Annotated in this window: 22 protein-coding genes; 14 read left to right on the top strand and 8 right to left on the bottom strand. The window is 60.9% G+C overall.

The window, feature by feature from the left end; all coding sequences use genetic code 11:
- Positions 1-356: 356 nt before the first annotated feature.
- From CAY53_RS03050 to CAY53_RS03030, 5 genes are all read left to right on the top strand, one after another.
- Positions 357-968, top strand: coding sequence for a 5-formyltetrahydrofolate cyclo-ligase (locus tag CAY53_RS03050; RefSeq protein WP_146106378.1), 612 nt, complete (start codon positions 357-359; stop codon positions 966-968).
- 97 nt (positions 969-1,065) lie between these two features.
- A complete protein-coding gene (locus CAY53_RS03045) occupies positions 1,066-1,545 on the top strand; it encodes a metallophosphoesterase family protein (protein WP_104935880.1) in 480 nt (159 codons plus the stop codon).
- A complete protein-coding gene (locus tag CAY53_RS03040; protein WP_104935879.1) occupies positions 1,542-2,036 on the top strand; it encodes an HIT family protein in 495 nt (164 codons plus the stop codon). Before CAY53_RS03045 ends, CAY53_RS03040 begins: the two co-directional genes overlap by 4 nt.
- A 3-nt stretch (positions 2,037-2,039) precedes the next feature.
- Positions 2,040-4,685 (top strand): DNA mismatch repair protein MutS, encoded by a 2,646-nt coding sequence (gene mutS / locus CAY53_RS03035; protein ID WP_104935878.1) that lies wholly within the window; start codon positions 2,040-2,042, stop codon positions 4,683-4,685.
- Positions 4,686-4,960: 275 nt separating this feature from the next.
- Positions 4,961-6,868 carry an N-acetylmuramoyl-L-alanine amidase gene (locus CAY53_RS03030; protein ID WP_181040390.1) on the top strand — a complete coding sequence of 636 codons (1,908 nt, stop codon included), beginning with the start codon at positions 4,961-4,963 and terminating at the stop codon, positions 6,866-6,868.
- A gap of 160 nt (positions 6,869-7,028) precedes the next feature.
- On the opposite strand, the gene ccsB is transcribed toward CAY53_RS03030, so the two are convergent.
- The 6 genes from ccsB to pdxH are packed head-to-tail and all read right to left on the bottom strand — an operon-like array spanning position 7,029 to position 14,414.
- Positions 7,029-7,877 carry a c-type cytochrome biogenesis protein CcsB gene (gene ccsB / locus CAY53_RS03025; RefSeq protein ID WP_104935876.1) on the bottom strand — a complete coding sequence of 283 codons (849 nt, stop codon included), beginning with the start codon at positions 7,875-7,877 and terminating at the stop codon, positions 7,029-7,031.
- Between the two features lie 12 nt (positions 7,878-7,889).
- On the bottom strand, positions 7,890-9,251 hold the full coding sequence (resB, locus tag CAY53_RS03020; RefSeq protein ID WP_181040389.1) for a cytochrome c biogenesis protein ResB: 1,362 nt from the start codon (positions 9,249-9,251) through the stop codon (positions 7,890-7,892).
- A 10-nt stretch (positions 9,252-9,261) separates the two neighbouring features.
- On the bottom strand, positions 9,262-10,548 hold the full coding sequence (locus CAY53_RS03015; RefSeq protein WP_104935874.1) for a (Fe-S)-binding protein: 1,287 nt from the start codon (positions 10,546-10,548) through the stop codon (positions 9,262-9,264).
- On the bottom strand, positions 10,545-11,945 hold the full coding sequence (locus CAY53_RS03010) for an FAD-binding oxidoreductase (RefSeq protein ID WP_104935873.1): 1,401 nt from the start codon (positions 11,943-11,945) through the stop codon (positions 10,545-10,547). Before CAY53_RS03010 ends, CAY53_RS03015 begins: the two co-directional genes overlap by 4 nt.
- Positions 11,942-13,741, bottom strand: coding sequence for an AAA family ATPase (locus CAY53_RS03005; RefSeq protein WP_146106377.1), 1,800 nt, complete (start codon positions 13,739-13,741; stop codon positions 11,942-11,944). Before CAY53_RS03005 ends, CAY53_RS03010 begins: the two co-directional genes overlap by 4 nt.
- Before the next feature lie 34 nt (positions 13,742-13,775).
- Entirely contained in the window at positions 13,776-14,414 is a 639-nt protein-coding gene (gene pdxH / locus CAY53_RS03000) for a pyridoxamine 5'-phosphate oxidase (RefSeq protein WP_104935871.1), read from the bottom strand.
- Between the two features lie 516 nt (positions 14,415-14,930).
- On the opposite strand from pdxH, the gene CAY53_RS02995 reads away from it, so the two are divergent.
- The 8 genes from CAY53_RS02995 to CAY53_RS02965 all read left to right on the top strand — a co-directional run bounded on the left by CAY53_RS02995 (position 14,931) and on the right by CAY53_RS02965 (position 20,036).
- Positions 14,931-15,401, top strand: coding sequence for a CYTH domain-containing protein (locus tag CAY53_RS02995; RefSeq protein WP_104935870.1), 471 nt, complete (start codon positions 14,931-14,933; stop codon positions 15,399-15,401).
- Between the two features lie 18 nt (positions 15,402-15,419).
- Positions 15,420-16,145, top strand: a complete 726-nt coding sequence (locus CAY53_RS12860; RefSeq protein WP_181040388.1) for a glycosyltransferase family protein — start codon at positions 15,420-15,422, stop codon at positions 16,143-16,145.
- Positions 16,146-16,198: 53 nt separating this feature from the next.
- Positions 16,199-16,993 (top strand): polysaccharide deacetylase family protein, encoded by a 795-nt coding sequence (locus CAY53_RS02990; protein ID WP_181040387.1) that lies wholly within the window; start codon positions 16,199-16,201, stop codon positions 16,991-16,993.
- A gap of 237 nt (positions 16,994-17,230) precedes the next feature.
- Positions 17,231-17,686: a hypothetical protein gene (locus tag CAY53_RS02985; RefSeq protein WP_104935868.1), complete on the top strand. Its 456-nt coding sequence runs from the start codon at positions 17,231-17,233 to the stop codon at positions 17,684-17,686.
- 18 nt (positions 17,687-17,704) lie between these two features.
- Positions 17,705-17,959 (top strand): hypothetical protein, encoded by a 255-nt coding sequence (locus CAY53_RS02980; RefSeq protein ID WP_104935867.1) that lies wholly within the window; start codon positions 17,705-17,707, stop codon positions 17,957-17,959.
- 91 nt (positions 17,960-18,050) lie between these two features.
- Entirely contained in the window at positions 18,051-18,488 is a 438-nt protein-coding gene (locus tag CAY53_RS02975) for a hypothetical protein (RefSeq protein ID WP_104935866.1), read from the top strand.
- 537 nt (positions 18,489-19,025) lie between these two features.
- Entirely contained in the window at positions 19,026-19,472 is a 447-nt protein-coding gene (locus CAY53_RS02970; RefSeq protein ID WP_017865827.1) for a flavodoxin, read from the top strand.
- Between the two features lie 114 nt (positions 19,473-19,586).
- A complete protein-coding gene (locus CAY53_RS02965; protein ID WP_017865826.1) occupies positions 19,587-20,036 on the top strand; it encodes a hypothetical protein in 450 nt (149 codons plus the stop codon).
- A gap of 79 nt (positions 20,037-20,115) precedes the next feature.
- On the opposite strand, the gene CAY53_RS02960 is transcribed toward CAY53_RS02965, so the two are convergent.
- Both CAY53_RS02960 and CAY53_RS02955 read right to left on the bottom strand, forming a co-directional pair.
- On the bottom strand, positions 20,116-22,227 hold the full coding sequence (locus CAY53_RS02960) for a heavy metal translocating P-type ATPase (protein ID WP_104935865.1): 2,112 nt from the start codon (positions 22,225-22,227) through the stop codon (positions 20,116-20,118).
- Between the two features lie 86 nt (positions 22,228-22,313).
- Positions 22,314-22,565: a DUF6110 family protein gene (locus CAY53_RS02955; protein WP_017865824.1), complete on the bottom strand. Its 252-nt coding sequence runs from the start codon at positions 22,563-22,565 to the stop codon at positions 22,314-22,316.
- Between the two features lie 274 nt (positions 22,566-22,839).
- Between CAY53_RS02955 and CAY53_RS02950 the strand changes: the two genes are divergently transcribed.
- The gene (locus tag CAY53_RS02950) at positions 22,840-23,286 is read left to right on the top strand and encodes a hypothetical protein (protein WP_104935864.1); all 447 of its coding nucleotides are present in this window, start codon (positions 22,840-22,842) and stop codon (positions 23,284-23,286) included.
- The last annotated feature ends 171 nt before the right edge of the window (positions 23,287-23,457 follow it).

Here is a 23,457-nt window from a genome sequence, read left to right as displayed (position 1 = left end):
CCGGGTTGACCATGACCTGTCCAGCCCGTTCTCCGGCCTTCTATCCGTGGCTTGCCGGGTCGAAGCGCCCTGCCTTTGCATGTGTACAACACAAGTTGAGAACAGTCCCTCTGAGCTTGTCCGGCAGGTTTTCAGTAGCGTAAATAACAGGAAAACTCAAGAAAAGTAAAGCAGCCAGGACAAAAAAAAATTCTTCACTGGCAAATGAGAATTTTCGCACATAAAAGTCGGTCTGAGCGGTATCTTTTTCCAGGTATCAGTGGCTGCTCTGGCGGTAACAGGTAGGGGGCGCGGCCTGACCCGCTTTTGGTAGAGCCGTTTTTTAAAGGGAGCTTTGGTCATTGCTGGTGGAATGCGTGAAGGGGCAAGAGCGGGACAAGATGCGTGTTTGGGCGAGAGGTCAGCGGGATGGGCTGGACCGGCTGGATCGTGCCAGGGCCAGTGCCAGAATCGGTGCGCAGGCATGCGCTCTTCCCGAAGTGCGGGCGGCGAAAAGCGTATTGCTCTACTGTGCCTTTAGAAGCGAAGTGGCGACGGTCGCGCTGGCGGAGCGACTTCTGGCCTTGGGCAAAACGGTATGCGTGCCCCTGACGGTGCCCGAGAAAAAGTCCATGCTGCCTCTTGTGCTGCATGACTATGAGGCACTTCAGCCCGGCTACCAGGGGATTCCAGAGCCCAGGTGGCGTGAGGCGGCCCTCTTTCCGGCGCTCAGTCTGGACATCGTGATCCTGCCCGGCCTGCTTTTTGACCGCAGGGGCAACCGGCTGGGTTATGGCGGCGGCTACTATGACCGTTTTCTCTCCGGCAATGCGCCGCAGGCCCTGCGGCTTGGACTGGCCTTTTCCTGCCAGCTTGTGGATCTCATTCCGGCCGAGCCCCACGACATGCGGCTGGATATCCTGATCACGGAGCAGGAGACCATACGCTGGCCGCAGGAAAGCGGCGGTCCCGCTACAAACAGCACCTGAAAAATCGCGTAATGCTTGCCGCCAGAGGCGCTGGCCGTTAATTTGGACGGTTACGCGCTTAATGCATCCATGCCCGACATTTTCTGGAGCGACCATTATGAGCATCCGGGCCGGTGTTCTCTCTGATACCCATATCACAACCGTTGATCCGGTTTTCCAAAAACTGGCGGCCCGCTGTTTTGCGGACTGTGAAATCATCATTCACGCGGGCGATCTTGTCGATCCCGGCATTTTGTCGGTTTTTGCCGGCAAAAGCGTGTATGCGGTGCACGGCAACACATGCCATGCCAGCGCCCGTCTCGCTCTGCCCGAGCGCCGGCTGTTCAAACTGGGCCGTTTTACCATCGGTCTGGCCCATGGCGCATATTTGCAGGATATTGAAGACAGCCTGTGGACTGCCTTCCCCGAGGCGGATTGCATCATCTATGGTCATACCCACCGGGCTGTATGTCACAGGGAAGGCGCCAAAGCGGGGCAAGGCGGTGTACTTTTCCTGAACCCCGGCGCCTTCAAAAACGGTTCCTATGCCATTCTGGAAGCGGATGATGAACTCCAGGCCACACTGCTGCACATATGAAAAGCTTATGGACACCCTGGCGCATGGAGCACGTGGCGGCTTCGGCTCCGCGTGCAACAGGCTGCCTGTTCGAGCCGCCAGGCGAAGGATCCAGCGACAAGGCGCATCTGCTCTTGTTCCGTGACCGGCTTTTGGTCGTGCTTCTGAACCGCTTTCCCTACGCGAACGGTCACTTGCTCGTGGCCCCACGCCGCCATGCAGGCGATCTTGCCGACCTCACGCCGGAGGAAAACAGTGCGCTCATGGCCATGCTGGCCTTTTGCAGTCAGACGCTTCGACGGCGTTTTCATGCCGAAGGCCTGAACATAGGTCTGAATCTGGGGGCATGTGCGGGCGCGGGCATCCCCGGACATCTGCACTTCCACGTGGTGCCCCGCTGGCCGGGCGATCACAATTTCATGACCGTGCTGGCCGAGCTGCGCACCATTCCCCAGCACATCGAACGCAGCTTTGATGTGCTTCTGCCCGATTTCCAGAACTATCGGCCCTGATTTATGCACAGCGCCCCTACCCCCAAAATCACCCCCATGCTCCAGCAGTATCTGGAGATGAAAGCGCAGTATCCGGACACTGTGCTCTTTTATCGGATCGGCGATTTTTACGAGATGTTTCTGGACGACGCCGAGCTGGGCTCCCGGGTTATGGGCATCGCCCTGACGACCCGGAGCCGGGATAACGAGGCCAAAGTGCCCATGTGCGGGGTGCCCTACCATGCCTTGAGCGGCTATCTGGCCAAAATGATCCGCGCAGGCTACCGGGTGGCCCTCTGCGAGCAGGTTGAAGACCCCAAAGCGGCAAAGGGCATTGTCCGGCGGGAGGTGGTGCGGGTGATTTCACCCGGCGTGACCACGGAAGACCAGCTTTTGGACGAAAAGCGGGAATGCTTTCTCTGCGCGCTCGTCCTGGGCCCTGCAAAGGCCAGAAACCGGCTTGCCGGTCTGGCCTTTCTGGATGTGTCCACCGGTCGCTTTCTGGCAAGCGAGGTGGACATTGCCGCCGGTCATGACGCCCTTTTGGATGTCCTGGTCCGCATGCAGCCGGCCGAACTCCTGCAGCCGCAGGAACAGGGCGAAGCGGAAAGCAGCCTCGCGGAGGCCATCAGGGCCAGGCTTGCTGCCCTCTGCCTGACTTTCAGACCGGCCGCCCTGTTCGAGCGGGCCTGTGCGCAGGCCACGCTGCAGGAGCATTTCCACACCGTCAACATGGCAGGTTTCGGCTGCGCGCAGTTCACGCTGGCCCTGCAGGCCGCGGGTGCGCTTCTGGCCTATGTGCAGGAGACCCAGAAGACCGGGCTTGGTCACATCGACAGGCTGAGTCCCCTGCAACCCGGTGATTTCCTGATCATAGACGAATCTTCCCGCCGCAATCTGGAACTGACCGAGACCATTGTGGGCGGCCGGCGGGAGGGCTCGCTCCTGGACACGTTGGATATGAGCGCCACGCCCATGGGCGCGCGGCTCTTCCGCAACTGGCTGCTTTTTCCTTTGAAAACGGCGGATGCCATCAAGGCACGGCTCGCGGCGGTTGAGGAGCTGGCCCAGCGCAGCAAGCTCAGGGCGCGGCTGAGAGAACTGCTCTCCCACATCACCGACATGGAGCGCCTGTGCAGCCGTCTGACCCTGAATCAGGGCAATGCCCGCGATCTGAATGCGCTTGGCCTTTCACTCGCCCGATTGCCGGAATTTCAGTCCATGCTGGCTGATGCCTCCGCCCCGCTTCTTTCGGAGATTTTCAGCGCCTTCGACCCCCTTGCCGATGTGCACGGGCTCATTGCCAGCGCCATCCGGGACGATGCGCCGCCCGCTCTGAAGGAGGGCGGCATGATCAGGGAGGGCTTCGATGCCGAACTCGACCGGCTGATGCGCCTCCTGCGGGACGGTAAAAAGCTCATTCTGGAGCTGGAGGGCAAGGAACGGGAAAAGTCCGGGCTGAGCAAGCTCAAGGTCGGCTACAACCGGGTCTTTGGCTATTATTTCGAGCTGAGCCGCACGCAGTCCGGCCAGGTGCCCGATTATTTCATTCGCAAGCAGACCCTTGCCAATGTGGAGCGCTACATCACACCGGAGCTGAAGGAGCTGGAAGAGGCCATCACGAACGCGCAGGAAAAGCGGCTCGATCTGGAATTTGCGCTCTTTTCCCGCGTGCGCGGGCAGATTGCCTCAGAAAGCCGCCGGCTTCTGGCCATGTCGGCGCACCTGGCCACAGTGGATGTGCTGGCTGCCCTTGCCGAAGCTGCGGTGCGCTTTCGCTACTGCAGGCCCGAGATCAACGAGGGCCGCAGCATCAGTATCAAAGAAGGCCGCCACCCGGTCATCGAGCGCAATCTGGAGCCCGGCCGCTTTGTGCCCAACGACCTGCACCTTGACCATGAAGGCAGCCTGCTGCACATCATCACCGGCCCGAACATGGCGGGCAAGTCGACAGTGCTGCGCCAGACCGCCCTGATTGTGCTCATGGCCCATCTGGGCAGCTTCGTGCCTGCCGACAGTGCGAGCATCTGCCTGGTTGACCGTATTTTCACACGAGTCGGCGCCATGGACAACCTTCGGAGCGGCCAGTCCACCTTTATGGTGGAAATGAACGAGACCGCGAATATTTTGCACAATGCCACGGAAAACAGCCTGGTCATCCTGGACGAAATCGGCCGCGGCACCTCCACCTATGATGGCCTGGCCATTGCCTGGGCCGTGGCCGAAGAGCTGGCCGGCAAAAACGGCCTTGGCATCAAGACGCTTTTTGCCACCCATTACCACGAGCTGGTGGATCTGGCGGCCACCTGCCCGGGGGTGCGTAATTTCTCCGTGGCAGTCCGGGAGTGGAACGAGAGCATCATCTTTCTGCACAAGCTGGTCGAAGGGGGCGCCAGCCGGAGCTACGGCATTCAGGTGGCCTCTCTGGCCGGTGTGCCTGCGCCGGTCATCCGCAGGGCCAGCGCGATTCTGAAAAAAATCGAGCGGCACGGCCAGCCAGGAGATGCAGGTTCCAGGGCGGATCCGGCGCCCCGGCAGATGTCGCTTTTTCCCCGGCAGGAAAGCCAGCTGGACGAGTTTTTGCGCACCTTGGATCCAGACGCCATGACGCCCAGGGAGGCCCTGGATACGCTGTACCGCATCCGGGAACTTGTCAGAGAGGCAAAATAGGAGCGAGCGGCATGCATAAAAAACAGCCATGCCCTGTTTATGGTACAATTTCTTTTACCTCTTCGGGTAAATCCTGTATATAACTGCAAAAGCAACGGGTACCCTGGATCGGTGCGGGCCTTTCGCACATCCTTTTTTCAAAAATGTCATCCTTTCACTATATCAAGGCAATGCACCTCCAATATGCAAGACCTGCGTTTTTTGTTCTGTTTGCCGGTCTGCTTTTCCTAGGCATCCCGCCTTGTTTGCTGGAGGCCGCGCCTCCGGTTCGAATTATGCCCCTGCCCCAGGTTCGGGTTTTGGCCGGTTCGGCCGAAGACCTGTATGCCCGGGCCAAGACAGAGCACGAGCGTCTGGAGCAAAACGGCGAGCAGGCCCAGAGCCGGGACAGGTGGCTGGCCTGTGTGCGGCAGTTTCGCCGGGTGCAGCTCATGCGCAAGAACGAGGAGCTGACCGCCAACAGCCTGTTCATGCAGGGCCGCCTGTACCGGCAGATGTTCGAACATTTCCGGATGCCGCTGGATCTGGACAATGCCATAGATTCCTTTTACGACGTGGCCGCCTCCTATCCGGCCAACTCCCTGGCGGATGACGCCCTGTACTATGCGGCCGAAGCCTCTCTGATGCATCCGGCAAAAAAGGTGCAGGCGCCGGAGCTGCTGCACAAGATCGTCAAAGACTACCCGGGCGGCGACCATGCCGGGCTTGCGGCTGATTTGCTGCGCCGCCTGAACCGTCCGCCCGTTCAGGCCCAGGCAGCGCCCCCCCCCGCCCCCCCGCCTCCCACGGCGCGGCCCGCAGACACAGGAGCCAGAACTTCTGAGTCGCCGGCGGCCTCGCCTGCGCCCCTCGGCCAGGAAAAGGCCCGGGTTCAGCAGATCAAGCACTGGTCTTCCGACGACTATACCCGCATCGTCATTCCGGCCACCCGGGCGGTCGCCTATACCCACAGACTGCTGGAAAAAAAGGACGGCATGCCGCCGCGGCTGCTGATTGACTTTGCCGACAGCCTGCTGGCGAAGGACAACAAGGAGCCGGTGGCCATTGGCGACGGTCTGCTCAGGCAGGTTCGTAGCGGCCAGTACACCATGGATACCGTGCGCGTGGTTTTGGATATTGAATCCATTTCCGATTACAAAATCTTCAGCCTGCCCGATCCGTTTCGGGTGATTGTGGATGTGCGCGGCGTCAAGACCGTATCCAGGCCGCGGCCAGAGGCGCCCCGTTCCAGGCCCTCCGTGCGGACCGCTTTGGATGCGCCCGCCGGAACGCTTGTCAGGGGGGTGGGAGGCACCTTTGTCGCTCCAGGCGCCCCCCGTCCCGGCACAGCGCCGTCGCAGACAGCGGGGAGCACGGCGTCGACGCCAGAAGCCGGGGAGGAACAGCCCCCTGCCGGAATCCCCAATCTGACCGAGCAGAAGAAATGGGCGGCCAGCGCTACTGAGGCCTCTGGCGGCGGCAAAGCGGCCACGCTGTCCCTGGCCCAGCAACTGGGCCTGGGCGTGCACCATATTGTGATCGATCCTGGTCATGGCGGCAAGGACCCGGGCGCCATGGACTATGGCGTGAAGGAGAAGGACGTGGTGTTGCGGCTTGCCCGGATCGTGGCCGGGAAACTGCAGGAGCAGTATGGCTACCAGGTATCCTTTACCAGGAACCGCGACATATTCATCCCCCTGGAAGAGCGGACCGCCATTGCCAATGCCAAGAAGGCCGATCTCTTCCTCTCCCTGCATGCGAATGCCAATTCGGACAAGCGGGTGGGCGGCGTTGAAACCTATTACCTCAACTTGGCCACCGATGCGCATGCCATGCGGGTGGCGGCACGGGAAAACGCCACTTCTACCCGCAATATTGGAGAATTACAGGATATTTTGCGGGATCTGCTGAAGAATGCCAAAATCGACGAATCGTCCAAGCTGGCCCATGCCATTCAAGCCTCCCTGTCCCGCGGACTGAAGCAGAAGTACAACATCAGAAACCTGGGGGTCAAACAGGCGCCCTTTTTCGTGCTGATCGGCGCGGAGATGCCGGCCGTGTTGGTGGAAATTTCGTTTATCACCAACCGCAACGAAGCCAGGTTGATGCAAAATCCAGCCTATCTGGAGCAGATTGCCACAGGAATTGCCCAGGGCCTCAACTCCTATGTGCAGCACCATCACAGCGCCTCGCTCATGAACTGATTTTGCCGGTGCAGGCAAAAAAAGAACAGCCCCGGCAGCCGCAAGGCGCCGGGGTTTTTTGCGCCTGGCTTGGGCCTATGGCTTCGGACCAGCACCGAGAGCGGTCGTTCGGAGTCCGGGCCCCGGCAACCGCTTGACTGCCCTGCCAGGGCCTTTCTTTTCAGGCCGAGCCGTAGCTGTGCAGGCCCGAAAGCAGGAAGTTCACGCCAAAATAGGTGAAGAGCACGGCCACAAAGCCAAAAAGCGCCATCCAGGCCAGAAAACAGCCGCTTTTTCCGCCCGTAAAACGGGCGTGCAGGGTGAAAGCGTAGAAAAACCAGGTGATGAGCGACCAGGTCTCCTTGGGATCCCAGTTCCAGTAGGTGCCCCAGGCCTCGTTGGCCCAGACCGCACCGCTGATGATGCCGGCTGTGAGCCAGAGAAAGCCAAAGATGATGGTCTTGTGCACGAACTCGTCCAGGTCGTTCAATTCCTGTACCAGAGCGTTTTGCCGGTCGGCCGCGTTCGGCGAGGCGGCCCGGTTTTTCAGCAGATACATGGCGCCCAGCCCGGCTGCAACCGCAAAGGCGCCGTAACCGATGAAGCAGGTGACCACGTGACCTATCAGCCAGTTGGATTGCAGCGCCGGCAGGAGCGGCTTGATGCTGGCATCGACCCGATCCGAGAAAGAGGCGTAGGCCATGGACACAGCCGCCACCGGCATGACAAAGGCGCCCAGGGTATGGAGCCGGAAGCGATGTTCGAAAAACAGATTGATCAGCGCCACAGAGAGGGCGAAAAAGACCAGCGACTCGTACATATTGGTGAGCGGCGCGTGACCCATGCCCACCTGGTGGCTTGCGTACCAGCGGAGCAGCGTGGCGAGCAGGTGCAGCATCACGCCGCAGACGCAGAGGATGCGGCCGGCCAGCCAGAATTTTTGGGTTTTGAACAGCAGACCGCCCAGATAGGCGGCCGAAGCCAGGATATAGGCCAGCATGGCAAGGCCGAAGAGCTGGGAACTGCCCATGGTGTCTCCTTTTCAGGGGGAATCGGTGGGGGTGGCGAGCGTGTTGGCAAGCTCCGCAAAGTGGACGGCAAAGGCGGCCCGGTTTTTGCTGGCCATTCCGGCCAGCAGCAGGCGACTGCCCCTGGTTTCGGGCGCGATCAGCAGGAAAATCTGCCGGTGGGAGAAGAAAAAGGCAACGGTCAGTCCGAACAGCATCAGCAGGCAGCCGGCATACACCAAAGCTACGCCCGGATCCTTGGCAGCCTGCAGCACCGAGACATAACGCGGTTTGATGGAAACAGTGTACTGGCCGCTCGGTCGCTCGATCACGGTTTCCTGCCCCACGTTCATCCACAAAAGTGCGGCCTCGCCCTGGCCGTCCGAGAGCCAGAGTTTGACCTTTTCGGTGATTTCGCCCCGGCGCTCCCGGTTGACAATGCCATAGCTTATGCCCCCTTCCGGCCAGAAAAATTCGGTGGCGGCCGTGATGATAGCCGTGGTGCGCATGAGGTCCGGCTCTTTCCGGATCTGCACCCGGTACTCCGGCGAACTCTGGTAACTGGCCTGATAAAAGGTGAGACCCTGGTAGCGGAGGGGTTTGTTGACCGCAATTTCCGCCTGCTGTTCATGGCCCTGATCCAGAATCGTGACCCGGGAGCGGTAACTCTTGGGCATGCCGTTGTCGTACACTTCGATGTCAAAGCTGTCCAGCCGCAGGGCAAAGCCCGGGTCGAGCGGCTCGCCGCCGCGCAGGGGCATGATCCGGCCGGACACACTGCCTTCCGCCAGCGTGAGCGAACCCTTGTAGGCAAAGTCCGGTTGCTGCAGGATCCGGCGGGCGAAGCTGGGCGAGCCCAGCACCGCTCCGGCCAGAATCACCAGAATGGAGGCGTGCACCACGTACACGCCCAGTCGGGACCATGGCGCCTTTTCGGCGAAGAGGATGATGCCGTCGTCCCGGTGGCGCTCCCTGGGTCGCCAGCCCTGTTTTTGCAGCAGGAGCCGCAGCCGGGTGCTTTCGGCGTCCGCTGCCAGCGGACTGGCCCATGTCCTGTGCAGCGGCAATGCGGCCAGTTGGGTGGCACTGGCGCTCAGATGGTCGCGGCGCAGCAGCCGGAGGACCGGGGGCAGACGTTTGGCGCTGCACATCAGAAGATTCAGGCAGAAGAGCGCCAGGAGCCCCAGAAACCACCAGGAATTGTACATGTCGCCGAGGTCCAGGAGTTCGAAGAAGCGGGCTCTGGCCAGACCGTAGCGCTCCGTATAGAACATGGGGTCGGCGTTTTGCGGAATAATCGTGCCGATGATGGCGGTTGAGGCCAGCAGGCCCAGCAGGAAGAGCGCCAACTGCACCGAGGCGAAGAAAGCCAGAAGGGAATTTTTTGGAGCAGACATGGGACTTGGCTCAGGGTTGGATGGCATCCGCCTGGGCCTGCTCCAGTGCAGCCCAGGCCAGGCTGATGCTGTGCGCGGCCTGCAGGGAGAGGCCCTCCATGTGGATGATATAAGAGATCTGCAGGAGGCAGCCGGGGCAGCCGGTGGCTACCAGTGCCGTGCCATGTGCTGCCGCGGTTGCCAGGGCCGCTGCCTTGCGGCCTGCAATTTTTCGGCTCAAAGCGGCCTGGGTGAGGGCAAAGGTGCCGCCCAGACCGCAGCAGAGCGCCGCGCCGGCCTGGTCGGTAAAATCCACATTGGGCAGAGCCCGTAAAAGCGCGCGAGGCGCCTCGGTGATACCATGGTTCTTCAGGTGGCAGGGGTCGTGCCAGCAGACCTGCGACCGCTCCCGCCATCTGGGCAGGGCGGCAAAGGCGGCCAGTTGCCCCTCCTCCTGCAGGAACAGGTGGATGTCTTTGACCCGGGCGGCCAGTTGCCTGGCCGCCTCGTCCTCCCCTTCGGCGTACAGATGACCGAGCATGCCGCCGCAGGAGGCGCAGGCCGTGATCACCGTGTCCGCCCCGGAAAAGGCTTGGCTGTTGATCTGCATGAGTTCGGCCGCGAGTGCGCCCCTGCCGGAACTGGTGGCCGGCATGCCGCAGCAGGCCTGGCTCTGTGGCAGCAGTACGGTGTAACCCAGACGGTGCAGCAGTTGGATCGCGGCCACACCGATGTCTGGATACAGGTAGCTGATGCTGCAGCCGGCAAAAAAGGCCACGGTGGGTTTGCCGGGCTGGCCTGGCAGCCGCTCCGGCACAAGGTCAAAGAGGCTCTTTTTGGGTAAGGGCGGCAAAACGCGGTTCCGCAGGGCCTGGCCGGCAAAACGCAGACGCAGGCCGCTTGTTTCCGGCACCTTTTTCAGGAAGAAGGGCGCCAGAAGGCGGGCGCTGCCGAAGAGACGCCGGGTCAGCCGGGGGTGCCCGGTCAGCGCGGCCACGCCCCGGCTGACGCTGCTGCTGTGGCCTGCCATGCCGCTCTCCCGCCGCAGGGCAGCCACAATGGCGGCAGTGGGCACCTGATTCGGACAGGCTGCCGTGCAGGCTCCGCAGAGCAGGCAGGCGGCAAAGGCCCTGCGGTTGTCCTCATCCAGCGTCATGCGACCTGCCAGGATCTCGGCGGCCAGTTCGATTTTGCCGCGGGCAACCGTGCTTTCCCTCCCCGTTTCCCGATAGGTCGGGCAGACCGCCTGGCAGGCGCCGCAGCGCACGCAGGCGGCCAGCCGGGCGCGGTAGGCGCTCAGATCCCGGAGCGCGTTCATGAGCGGAGATTCTCCGGGTCATCCGGGAAAATCTTGCCGGGATTCATGATGCCAAGGGGATCCAGCGCCTGTTTCACCGCGCGCATAACGGCCAGGGTGTCTGCATCCAGATTGAGGCCGATATAGGGCTTTTTGGCCATGCCGATGCCGTGCTCCCCGCTGATCGCGCCGCCAAGCGCGACCGTATTCCTGAAGATGTCCTCCAGCGCGCCGTCCACCCTGGCCTGCATACCGGGCAGACCAAGGTCCACCATCACGTTCACGTGGATATTGCCGTCGCCCGCATGACCGAAATTGATGATGGGCACGCCGTAACGCGCTGAAATTTCAGCCAGCCTGCGGATCATCTCCGGCACCTGGGCACGCGGCACCACAATGTCCTCGTTGAACTTGTCCGGCCCCAGTTGGCGCAGGCTGGGGCTGACGCTGCGGCGCACTCTCCAGATGGCCTCCGCCTCGGCGGCGTTGCCCGCGATGGTGGCCTCCAGGAGGCCCAGGGGCCGCAGCAATTCGCAGATACGCTCCAGCTCTGGGCCCAGTTGCGCCTCCTCGCCGTCCACCTCGATGATGAGGAGCGCCTGACAGGCGGGCGGGAGCGCAATGTCCTTTACGCCGCGCACGCAGTCTATGGCCGAGGCGTCCATGAATTCCAGAGTGGCGGGGATGATTTTGCCGCGGATGATGGTGGAGACTGCGGTGGCCGCGTTTCCCATGCTGTCGAAGGTGGCCAGCATGGTGCGCCGGGCCGCGGGTTTGGGCAAAAGCCGCAGGATGATTTCGGTGACAATGCCGAGCGTGCCTTCGGATCCCACGAAAAGGCGGGTCAGGTCGTAGCCCACTACGTTTTTGACCACCCGGCCACCGGTGCGGATAACCCGGCCCGTGGGCGTCACCACGGTCAGGCCCAACACGTAGTCCCTGGTTACGCCGTACTTGACGCAGCGCGGCCCGCCTGCGCATTCGGCGATATTGCCGCCCAGGGTGCTGAAGGCCTTGGAGGCCGGATCGGGCGGATAAAAGAGTCCTTCAGCCTCCACCGCATCCTGCAGCGTGGCGGTGACTACGCCGGGTTGCACCACGGCCAGGAGATTGCGGCTGTCGATTTCCAGAATACGGTTCATGCGGGTGAGCACAACCACAATGCCGCCCTGTACCGGCAGGGCCCCGCCGGAAAAGCCGCTGCCCGCCCCGCGCGGCAGCACCGGAACGCGCCGCTCCGCTGCCAGCCGCACAATGGCCGCCACCTCCTCCGTGCTGTTCGGATACACCACCACGTCCGGCAGAAAGCGGCGCTGGGTGGCGTCAAAGGCGTGGGTGACGCGTGCTGTCCGGCTGTCCGCCACCTGCTCCGCGCCCACTGCTTCCCGCAGGGCGGCAAGCATTGCATCGTCCATCATGCGGCCTCGTGCACAAGAACAGGGCCGGGCTCTGCTGCAGGCGCGCCATGCACCACAAGCTGGTCAAAGGGGATTTCCCAGTGGTTTTCGGTGCAGCAGTCCACGCACCAGCGCCATATTGCCCGGCGCAGACGGTAGTAAAGGGCCGCCATCTCGCCGGTAAATTCCAGGGAAATGGACAGATCGAGGCTGGAGCTGCCGGCAGAGCCGAATTCGCAGCTCAGGTTCGTGCACTTTTCCGTATAGCCCTCCTGTTCGAGTTTGCTTTGCAGGAAGCTGCGCAGGGTGCCGGGAATCTTGCTGGTGATCTCTGCCTGCAGGTCATAGGAGAGGCCCAGGGTGACGGAAACCAGGAACTTCCGGCTCATATTGCTGATGCCCATGCCGAGAAAGGCCGCGGTACTGCAGCTGTTGGTCATGCCGGTGCCCAGATTGGCCAGCACCACCTGCTCGCTGGAGAGATGGGTGACCTGCGCTACACTGCCGTCCGCCAGACGGAGATAGTCGCCCTTCCGGCACGGGAACCAGGGTTCGTCCAGATTGTAGGGCCGGGAAACCTGTTTCAGCAGCAGCTCGATGGGCAGGCGTTGCACCTCATCGAGGGCCGGGTTGGACAGCCAGCAGAACATGCCCAGTTTGTCGATGCGCCAGGGGATGCCGTTCAGGGTGAGTCGTTCGCCTTCCCGTGCCGGGCCCAAGTTCAGCAGAAAGAGGGAGCGCTCCCACTGCTTCGGCAAGGTCTGACGCAGGCCCCAGAGCACTCCCAGGCAGATCAGCAGCACCAGGCTGATCATGAACCAGTCGGCCACGAGGAAAAACACGGTCAGCATCGCGGCGATCGCGCACAGCAGCGAGACGAAGTGGGAGAACACGGCAACGAGCCGGGCGTACATCTGCCGTCTGGGGCTGTCTGCCTGATGGGCGAGCAGCTGGTGGAGCGCCAGTTTCAGGAGCAGGCGCAGGAGGAAAAAGGTGCAGGCAAAGGCCAGAATGGCTGAGAGCAGATAGAGCCCCCGGGTTTTGAAAAAATCCTTCAGCCGCTCCGCCACCCGCCCGAGCATGGCGCCTCGGCCTGACGCGGCCTTGAGCTGGTGCAGATCCAGACGGCTCAGATCCAGCTTGCTTTGCAGGCGGTTCTGTTCGTTTTGCCAGCTATTCCGCAGTTGGTCCAGTTCCCGGATCAGGGCTCTGTCCCCGCCGGCCTTGCGCAGTTCCTTCAGATTGGCGATCGCCTGCTGGGTCACCTGTATCTGTTTTTCCAGCCGCATGATGGCTGCGCGGAGATCGGCCTTCTGTTTGGTGGCCGCAGTGAGGGTGCGCAGTTCCCGGATGATGGGTTCGACCAGCGCGGTGAGTTCCGTTTTCCAGTCAAAGGCCTCCTTTTTCTGTTCGGCAGGCTGCAGGGCTATGGGATTCACGCCGGTGGCGATGCGCTCGAAGTCGTTGTCAGTGTCGTTGAGCTGCTGGTTCAGGTTGTTGAGCTGGGCTGCAAGTTCGGCTGTCTCCGCATATGGCGGGCTGCTGGCAATGCTCTTTTTCAGGGCCGCGATATTGTCCTGCAAATTTTTTTTCTGTGCGAGCAGGTCGTTCAGCAGGGCGATCCTGGCTTCCGGCGTCGTGGCAGGAGCCGCATCCTCCTTTTTATTCGGGGCAGCCTTGCCGTCACTGGCGGCGCTGATCCCCTGATCGCCCTGACCGGCTTGATGCTGTTTCGCCTCCTGCCCAGCGGCCACGACAGGCAGGAGCACCAGCAGCGCGCACAGCACAAGGGCTGCAAGGCGATGGCAGCAATGCATGATATTCGGCATCAGAGAGGCCTGAATGCAGCGTTCAGGGCGCGAGTCGTTCGATGACCCAGGCGCCGTTTTCATCTTTGCGATAGCGAAAGCGGTCGTGCAGACGGCTCGTCTGCCCCTGCCAGAACTCGATGCTCTCTGGCGCAATGCGGTAGCCGCCCCAGAAATCGGGCAGCGGAATTTCACCGTTCACAAATTTCTGTTTCAGCTTGTCGAACTGCTGCAACAGGAGCTGGCGGGAAGAGATGACGGCGCTCTGGTGCGAGACCCAGGCCCCAAGCTGGCTGCCCCGGGGGCGGCTGGCAAAGTAGCGGGCCGACTCCATGGCGCTCACCTTGGCGGCCGGACCGGTGATGATCACCTGGCGCGCCAGATCCACCCAGGGAAAAAGCAGGGCCACTTCCTGGTTGCCGGCGATATCCTGCGCCTTGCGGCTGCCGTAGTTGGTGAAGAAGACGAAGCCCTTGGCATCGAAGAATTTGAGCAGCACCATGCGCAGGCTGGGTTTGCCGCTGGCCGACACGGTGGCGAGGCTCATGGCGTTGGGTTCATGAATGCCTGCGTCGCAGGCCTGCTGGAACCAGCGGGCAAACTGCTGTATCGGGTCGGCGTCGAGATCGGTCTTGCTGAGGGGGGTGTTCTGATAGTCCTGACGAAAAGCGCTTATATCCATTATGGTATGCCTTTTGCTGCCTGTACAGGAAAAGGCCGGTACGGTTCCGGCCAGGGAAGATGCTACCCTTTTTTGTAGATGGTTGTGCGGTTTTTTGCAACAGCAAGATGTCGGGACAAGACTGTGGGGGAAAAGAGCTCCAGAACGACTCTGTTCAGGATTTTCCTTGCGCCGGGGGAGGCCTTTCTTTACTTTGCAGCATGTGTGCTGTGCCACCAAGGATGCAGGCTGAACCAGGGAGGCTGTGTAAACCATGAAAGTACTCTGTCTTGCTCCGCCGGACAATGCACAGCGTCTCTTTGTACCCAGCAGCGCCGTTTTCCAGCGTGGAGCGAGGAAGGTCTGCAATGCCCGCCCTGCAGAAGCGGTTTTGCCCCCTGGGCAGCGGGTCGCCGGATTTTGCGCCGGGCTGTTGGACGCTTGGGAGGCGCGCCTTCCCGGCCAATCCAGCCCGCCGCTTTTGAGCCGCCCTGGGGCGCCTGTTGCCGACAGGGGCCGGGTGAACCGGTAGTCTTCATGGCAGTGGAAATTGAGCGCAAATTTCTGCCCGCAGGCGACGGCTGGCGCGGCCTGGCGGCAGGTACCCATTATGTGCAGGGCTATCTGGCTGCGGATCGGGCCTGCACCGTGCGGGTACGGCTGGCCGGTGCAAGCGCCTTCCTCACCGTCAAGGGCCACGGGGATGGTCTGGCCAGACCGGAATTTGAATATCCCATTCCGGCAACAGATGCGGCCCAGTTGCTCGATCTCTGCCCACTGCCGCTGGTTGAGAAAACCCGTTTTCGCATTCCCCTGAATGGCCTGGTATGGGAGGTGGACGAATTTGCCGGAAATAACTCGGGGCTGGTGCTGATTGAAGTGGAATTGGCCAGCCCCGATCAGCCGCTCGAAAAACCGGACTGGGTGGGCGAAGAGGTGAGCACCGATCCCCGCTACAGCAATGCCATGCTGGCCCGGTATCCGTATTGGACCTGGGCCGGAAGCTGAGCCCCCGCGGTGCTGGTGATGGACAAGGGGATACCGCCACCTGCCGGCTGGTCCTTTTTCGACCGGGCCTACTGCATTTCGCTGAGGAAACGGGCCGACCGCCGGGAGGCGGTGCGGGCAGAGTTTGCCCGGGTGGGCCTGGTTGTGGAGTTCGTGATGGCCGACAAGGCCGCGAACCCGGAGCAGGGTATTTACGAATCCCACCTCCTGTGTTTGCAGAGAGGACAGGCGGCTGGTGCGCAGCGGATTCTGGTTTTTGAGGACGATGTGCTGTTCCGGCGCTTTTCGGCAGATCGACTCGCGCAAATGACCGCTTTTCTGGAGACAGCGGAGTGGGACGCCTTTTTCCTTGGCTGCCTGGTCAAAAGCTGCCACAAGCTCAGGGGATTGCCGGTAGCCCGCATCCGCTACCGCAGTCTGACCCATGCCTATGCCGTGAACCGGCCCTTTGCCGCCTGGCTCGTAGAGCAGCCATGGCGCGGGCTCGCCTACGACGATTTTCTGTGCTCCCTGCCCGCGCCCCGCTTTTTTGCCGCCTGCCCGGCCTTCGCCTTTCAGAGCGATTCCCCCTCCGACAACGATGCCTGTCTGCGTTTGGACCGCCTGCGTCGTCGTTTTGGCGGCCTGTTGTTTCTGCAGCAACTGAGCGAGTTTGGTCACCGTTTCTGGTGGCAACTGATGCTGGTGAACACTGCGGCTCTGGTCCTGCTGGCCTTCGCGCTTTGGCGGGCCCTTGTCGGATGACCGGCCTGGTGCGCAGTCCGGGTCGGCCGCTTTCGCCTGCGGAACAATGCGGCATGGCGGCTTTTGCCCTGGCCGCGCTGCTCTGGCTCTGTGCCCCGTTTCTGGCCGTCTTGCCCCTGGCGGGCTTTGTGGGGGCCTGCCTGCTGGCCCCGGCCTTTCCGGGCTGGGCTTTCTTCTATCCGGTACTGTGCCACGGTGCGCGAGGACCGGAAAGTGCCGGCTGCATCGCCCTGACCTTTGACGACGGCCCGGATCCGGTCTCTACGCCGCTCTTATTGGCCCTGCTCGCCCGCCACGGTTTTCCGGCCACCTTTTTTGTCGCAGGCCGCAGAGTGCGGCAGTACCCGGCCCAGCTCAGCGCTATCCTGGCTGCGGGCCACGAGATAGGCAACCACAGCTTTACCCACGCGCCCTGCATCATGTTTCGCGGGCCAGAGCGCCTGACGCAGGAAATGCGCCTGACCCGCCGGGCGCTGTCACGTTTTGGCGTGCAGCCGGCTTTCTTCCGGCCGCCGGTGGGCATCAACGTGCCTGCCTATGCCGAGGCGCTCTCTCGGGAGCAGCTTGCGGCCGTCAATTTTTCCTGTCGTGGGCGGGATATGGGTAACCGCCGCGTGTGCGGCCTTTCGGCCCGTATGCTGAAAAGGCTTCGGCCAGGCGATATCGTGCTGCTGCACGACAGGGCGCCCAGGGGAGGCAGCGGAGGACTGGAACGCTGGCTTGCCGAAGTGGAGAGCCTTTGCCTGGGCATCGAAGCAAAGGGCCTCAGGCCCGTTTTGCTTTCCGAACTCTGTGGCCTGCCTGCACACCGGCACAGTGCCCAGGCTCCTCGTCACTCATTGCCATAAAAGCCGAAGTCCCTGCACACAGCAAGTTCCCGACAAGCCGGCCAGAGAAGCGGATTTCTCCTCTGATCTCCCGGCACCGGACGAGGATGACGGCCTTGCAGTGAAACCCGATACCTGGACCGTGCCAGTCAGGAGATTGGAGCCATAACGCAAGGCAGCTATATGCAGGATGGCCCCTGAAAAGGTGGCCCATGGGCCGGAGCAAAGATTTTTCATCACTTCCCAGGAGGCAGCATTATGGCCTTTGTGAATGAGTACGTTTCAGACGAAGACGTGGAAAAGTATGACCTTTTGGGTTTGGAAAAAGCTTTTTATCGCGATGAGCCGTTAGGCCGCTATACCTGGACCCGGGACAAGGAGCGCGACATATACCTAAGAAAAGGAAAAGGCCCTGGCAAAGAAAATGACATTCCTGTCTGGGTGCTCTATCGCCAGGGAAAATTGAGCACATTTCAGATTTATGAGGGCGAAGGGAGTAGTCGAAAAGTTTATGAGCGTCCCTACCGGATTGTCTGGCATTTTGAGGGTTTTTGGCAAAACGGGTCCAGGCTTTTTTCCGTTCCGCCTAAAGGAGAACTGCCCGAATTTTTTCAGGCGCTCAAGGAAGCCCTGACGGAGTATGGTGCTTTGGGCGTAGTCGAGCAAATTCCGGAGACTGTTGTTTCTTTCGATGAGTCGTTTAACGCAGCGTAATTTCAGGAGGTATTTATCATGACTGTACTTGAAACCGAACTGTCGTCAAAAAGTAATCTTACGTGCGATGAGGCCAAAGGCTTTTTGGCCAGGCTGTCAAACAATGCCAAAGAAGCCAAAAGAGAGTTAACCGCCCTTATCGACAAGCTTGATGTAAGGGGAGCCAAGTCCATGGTCACAGCGCTCTGGGGAGGCCAGGGCGCAGAAAAGCTGGCCGAAGCGTTGAAAAAGGAAGAGGAGCAACTCACCGATTCTGCATTACCAGGACTGTGACATTCCTGCAGCATGGGGTCTGAATCATAGTTTTTCAACAGGCCCATGGGCCGGAGCAAAGATTTTTCATCATTTCCCAGGAGGCAGCATTATGGCCTTTGTGAATGAGTACATCTCGGACGAAGACGTGGAAAAGTACGGCATCGCGCAACTGCGCGATGAGCTGCATTTCGATTACGCGCGTCGATGTGACTGGGAATGGACCCGCGACCGGGAGCGGGACGCTTACCTTGTGCAGATACATCATCTGGGCCGCGATTTGGAACCGGAGTATTGGCTGCTGTACGAGAAAGGCCGGTATTGTGTGGTCATGCTCTATCGGGGGGGCGGCTCTAAGAATTATTCAGAACGGCCATATCGCAGGCTATGGCATTTTGACGGTTTTAGCGGTGGATGGCTGAGGAGCCCTGTTCCGCCAGTGGAAGAACAGCCGCATATTATCCAGCTCTTGAAGGAGGCCCTGACTGCGTATGGTGAGGGAGGGGTGAATAGTTATGTTTCAGACACACTTGTTTCCTTTACCTTTTAATGAAAACAGGAGGCAACAAGGGCCATTTCATACAGCGAAGCTCTGGCACAACTGGCAACAATTACAGATGAAGCTGGTTGCCTGAGCTGATCGACACACTTGATCCGAGCGGGAATACATCCAAAATCACTGCCCTTTGCTCAGGCGAACTCTACAGCGGCAAATCTGTCAGCAAGCCAGTTGCCCGCTCCACTGCTTTGAACCGGGCCATTTCCGAACCGCTGCCCAGCGTTAAAGGCCGCCGCAGAGACCGGGGATCCGGCCCAGGCGGGAGAGAAGCACCGCCTTGAGGGCAGTGGCCGTCTTGTTCTCAAGCTTGGCCAACACCAGAAACCGGCTGTTGCGCTCCTTGCCACTCCCAGGCGCAGGAGGCCCGCAAAATCCAGTTTTCATAATCTGGCAGGGATGGTGTTTTTGTCTTTCCTGCACGAAGTGTTACCTTTGCCGATTCCTCCAGGCTTTCTTCTTGACGCTGCTCCGCCCCCTCTGTAGCATATAAATAAAATTAGTTTCGACTAAAATTTATGGAGGAACAATATGAGCAAAATCCTGATTGTCTTTGGCTCTGCAACTGGGAACACGGAAAACATCGCGCACCTCATCGAAGCAAAACTGGCCAAGGCCGGCAATGAAGTCACGGTGCAGAACGCCGCGGCCGCCACGGCGGATCATCTGGCAGACGGCTACGATGCGGTGCTCATGGGCGCATCGTGCTGGGGCGACGATGAGATTGAAATGCAGGATGATTTCGCGACCCTGTTCGAACAGGCCGACAAGATGGATCTGAAGGGCAAAAAAGTGGCTGCCTTTGCTTCCGGCGACAGGGAGTATGTCCATTTCTGCGGTGCAGTGGACGTCATCGAGGCAAAGGCAAAGGAACTGGGTGCCGAGGTCGTGGCCGAAGGCTTGCGCCTGGAGGGCGACGGCGGAGGCAATGATGAGGAGGTGTCAAACTACACCGCATCCATTCTGCAGCACCTGTGACGTGGGCGCGCGCCGGCAACCCCAGGCCGGCGCGGGCAAACAGCAATTCAGGCAGCCCGGGGTCACGGCGACTCCGGGCCTGTTTTTTTTTTGCAGCACCGGACAGGAGGCCCCATGAACCACTGTACTGCCCTGCAATTTCTGGGCATCAGTCATCGTTTCAGTCAGCACAACCTGCACATCCGCTGCGGCCTTTTTGGCGTGCCACAGGCCTGCTCCGTGATGAATCTGCTTTTATTGTATCGCGACCACTGCAATCATATTTTCATCGATGTGCGCGAGGCGGCGCAGCCGCAGCCTTTGGCGGCGCAGGGCTTCAAAGCCGCCTGTCGGCAGACGCGGCTTTCGCCCCGGCAGATCGTCTTCAAGGGCCAGGGTGGCTTTGCCCTGGCCGTGGATGGCAACCGGGTCATCGTTCTGGAAATGGATTCGGCCGGGAAAAAGCCCGGCTGCTGCGGCAAGTGCGCAAGCTGCCCCCGTTGCGGTCAGAAGCGGGAAGCGGCAGCCCTGGCGCAGTCTGCAGCCCTTGCCAGCCAGCCGGTTTCGGCTTTGCCGGCACTGTGACGCGCTCGTTGCTGTAAACACGAACAGGCCCCATCCGTTAAGGATCGGGCCTGTTTTTTTACGCGCGTTTGGACAGGCGTTACGCGGCCTGTTCAGGGTGGGTGTGCCGGTTCAGGTGGGGGCGCATGGCGTTTAAGGATACGCCAAGGGTTGTCAGGTTGTGCAAAAGTGCAGACAGACCGGGCGGCAGCAGCATGGTGAGGCCACCAACCAGGAAGAGGCTGTTCAGGATCAGGGTCGCCGTGAAATTGGTGTGGATGCGCTTCAGGGTGCCGCGAGCCAGTTGCCTTGCCGTGAGAATGCCATGCAGATCGGATCGGGTGAGCAGGACATTGGCCACCTCACGGGCCAGAGCCGTGCCGTCGATCATGGCTATGCCCACGTGGGAGGCCGAGAGCGCGGGGGCGTCGTTGATGCCGTCGCCCACCATCAGTACCTTGCAACCCTGAGCCGTTAGTTCCTGCACTATGCCCGCCTTGTCGGTGGGCAGAATCTGGGCCCTGAACTCGGTGATCCCTACTCTGTCCGCAATCGCTTTGGCCGTGCGCTCATCGTCGCCGGTCAGCATCAGAACACGGTTGAAACCCATCTCCCGCAGGCTTGCCACCACTTCGGTGGCCTCGGGTCTGAGCGGGTCTTCAATGGCCAACATGCCGGCGGCCTTGCCGTCTTCCGCCAGATACAGCAGGGAGCGGCCAAGGGCGCTTTGTTTGGCGATCGCCTTGGCCAGCGAAGCAAGATCCACTCCCTCGTCATGTTCCAGATAATGACGGCTGCCTACCAGCAGCCGCTTGCCGTGCAGGTAGGATGCCACGCCGTGGGCCACCACGTATTCCACCTGGGCGTGCTCTTCTTCGTGCTGCAGATTTTCCTGCGAGGCCCGGTTGACCACGGCCCGTGCCACCGGATGCGGAAAATGCTCTTCCAGGCAGGCCATGATGCGGAGGATGTCGTCGCGCTTCCGCCCCCGTACCGGAATGACCTCGGCCACCTGCGGGCAGGCGCCCGTGAGCGTGCCGGTCTTGTCGAAGACCACGGTGTCGGCCTCGTTCAATGCTTCCAGATAACGGCCGCCCTTGATGATGATGCCCTGATGGGCGCCCTCGCGCATGGCTGCCAGCACGGCCAAGGGCGTGGCCAGCTTGAGCGCGCAGGAGTAATCCACCAGGAGGACTGCGGCGACGCGACGGAAATCCCGGGTGAAAATCCAGACCAGCGCCGCCAAGGCAAAGGTGAAGGGCACGGCCATATCGGCCAGACGCTCGCTTTTGCCCTGAATGCTTGCCTTGAAGGATTCGGATTCCTCGATGAACGCCGCGACCTGACGGTAACGGGTGTCGTCGCCCTGCTTGGTCACACGCACGACAATGCGGCCCTCTTCCACGACGGTGCCCGCAAAAACCGCGCCGCCCTTTTCCCTGGCCACGCCCTGGGGCTCGCCGGTCATGGTGGACTGGTTGACCACTGCGACGCCGTCTTCCACCACGCCGTCCACCGGAATGGATGAGCCGGCGGCCAGCACGACCAGATCACCCACTGCAACTTCCTCGATCGGGGCCAGCACTTCCTTCCCGTCACGCAAGAGCCACACGTTCTGCACGTTCAGGCTCAGGCTTTCGGCCAGTGTATTCAGGGAATGATAGCGCGTCCAGGCGGCCAGAATGTCGCCCAGCCCGAGCAGGAGGGTCAGGACCGAGACGGTGCGGAAATCCCGTAGCAGCAACGACGCCAGGATCGCCGACGCATCCAGCACATCCACGTTGATCCGACCGCGGGCCAAAGACTGCAAGCCTTTGACCAGAAAAGGCACCGCGGCCCAGACCGCTGTCACCACGCGCCAGAGAGTGGGCAGAAAGGGCCGGACCACAAAGAAGCGCATGAGCGGCCAGAACGGACTTTTCGGCCTGACCTCGGCTTCCACCGCTGCCCCTTCCTCTCGCCGGGCAGGCAGGGTGTCTGCAACCGCCAACAGCCGGAGAACGGCGGTACGGCTCTCGGCGTCTGCATAAAACAGCAGCACGCTGCCGGACCTCGGATTGACCTGTACGCCTTCAATGCCGGAGATGTTCGCCAAAGCATGGTTCAGGTCATTCGCCCGGGCCGCGGTAAAGGCCAGATTCGCGCGGAGCCGGATGCGGCCCCCATGCCCGTCCGCCAGCCGAATGAGTTCATGCACAATGTAAAAGGTCATGTCCGCCCCCCTAATCGCGGCGTTTCAAAAAAAAGCCCTGCGACGCCAAAAGCCATCGCAGGGGCAAAGCCAGCACATTGAGGGGTTCAGGCCCCGGCAACTTTGGCTTCCTTGCGCTTGTCGGAAGCCTCGCGGGCCTCGGCGGCCAGATCGGCCACATCTTCCTTGAGGGCATCGACCTTGCCCATGATGGCGTCCTTCACGTCAATGCCCCGGCTGAGCAGGTCGGCGGCTACGGGCTTGATGTCGAGCTTGCCCCGGCTGAGGGCAACCGCACCCAGCGTGCCCAGCAGCACGCCACCAAGAAATGCAAGACCGAGCTTCAATCCATCGTTCATGTTGTCCTCCCTTGAAAAGAGCTACGTGTTTACGTGCCCGTCTTTTTGGGTTAAAGTCCAAACTGGGTCTAGAGTCCTGACTTTAGCCCCAATCAAAAAGATGCTTTAAAAATATCGGTGAATTTATTTTTTTCAAGTAAAACACAAAAATGTTTGCCTCATTCCGAAAATGCAAATATTCTTTTGTTTCTTTGTAAAATTTAGTCCCTGCTAAAATACCAGCCATTTGAGTGTGGTCAAGAAAAATCTGCTCAAGCAATCAGGAGGAAAAACGATGCTGTTCCCTGCGTATGTTGTACATGCCATGGAAGGCCGGGTGCGCCTGCGTCACCCGGTTTTGGGTACGGAAATGGGTCGGGCCAGGGCGCTGGAGGTCCTGAAGGGCGTGACCAGAGTGAAAGAAGCGGTGCCGGGAAAGGCATCGATTCTCGTGTATCTGAAGAAGAACGGGCACCTGGAAACAGCGGTCGCGGCCCTGTGCAAAGCCCTTGAAAGCGAGCTGCCGGAACTGGCCAAAACCAGAGCGCCCGAGCCGCATTTTCTCAGGACTCTTTTGGGCGGCGTGCCACCGCGCAAGCTGGAAAACCGCACGCTTTTTGCGGCCTTGGGTACCAGCGCGGCGCTTGGCATTATGGGCAGCGAAAAGGCTCACGTCTTCACCGCCGCGGCCTTTGGGCTCCTGGTCGCGCACCATATCTGGGTCCGCCGGCGCGCGCTGTAAAAAAACCGGGATACCTTCTCATTGCACAGGCATCGCGGGAAAGGGGGCGAAAAAATGCCGGGCCTGCCGATGATCCTGCGGCCATGGCAGATGGTGCATGCAGCTTGCCAGTGCAGCAGCGAGGGTCAGGTTACGAGCTTCAGCAGAACGCTGGCAGCTCACCATTTGCGA

The sequence above is a fragment of the Desulfobulbus oralis genome (genome assembly GCF_002952055.1).
Classification (GTDB): Bacteria; Desulfobacterota; Desulfobulbia; order Desulfobulbales; family Desulfobulbaceae; genus Desulfobulbus; species Desulfobulbus oralis.
The sequence above is the reverse complement of the archived record's forward strand: the minus strand, read 5'-3'. Positions and strand labels throughout refer to the sequence as shown.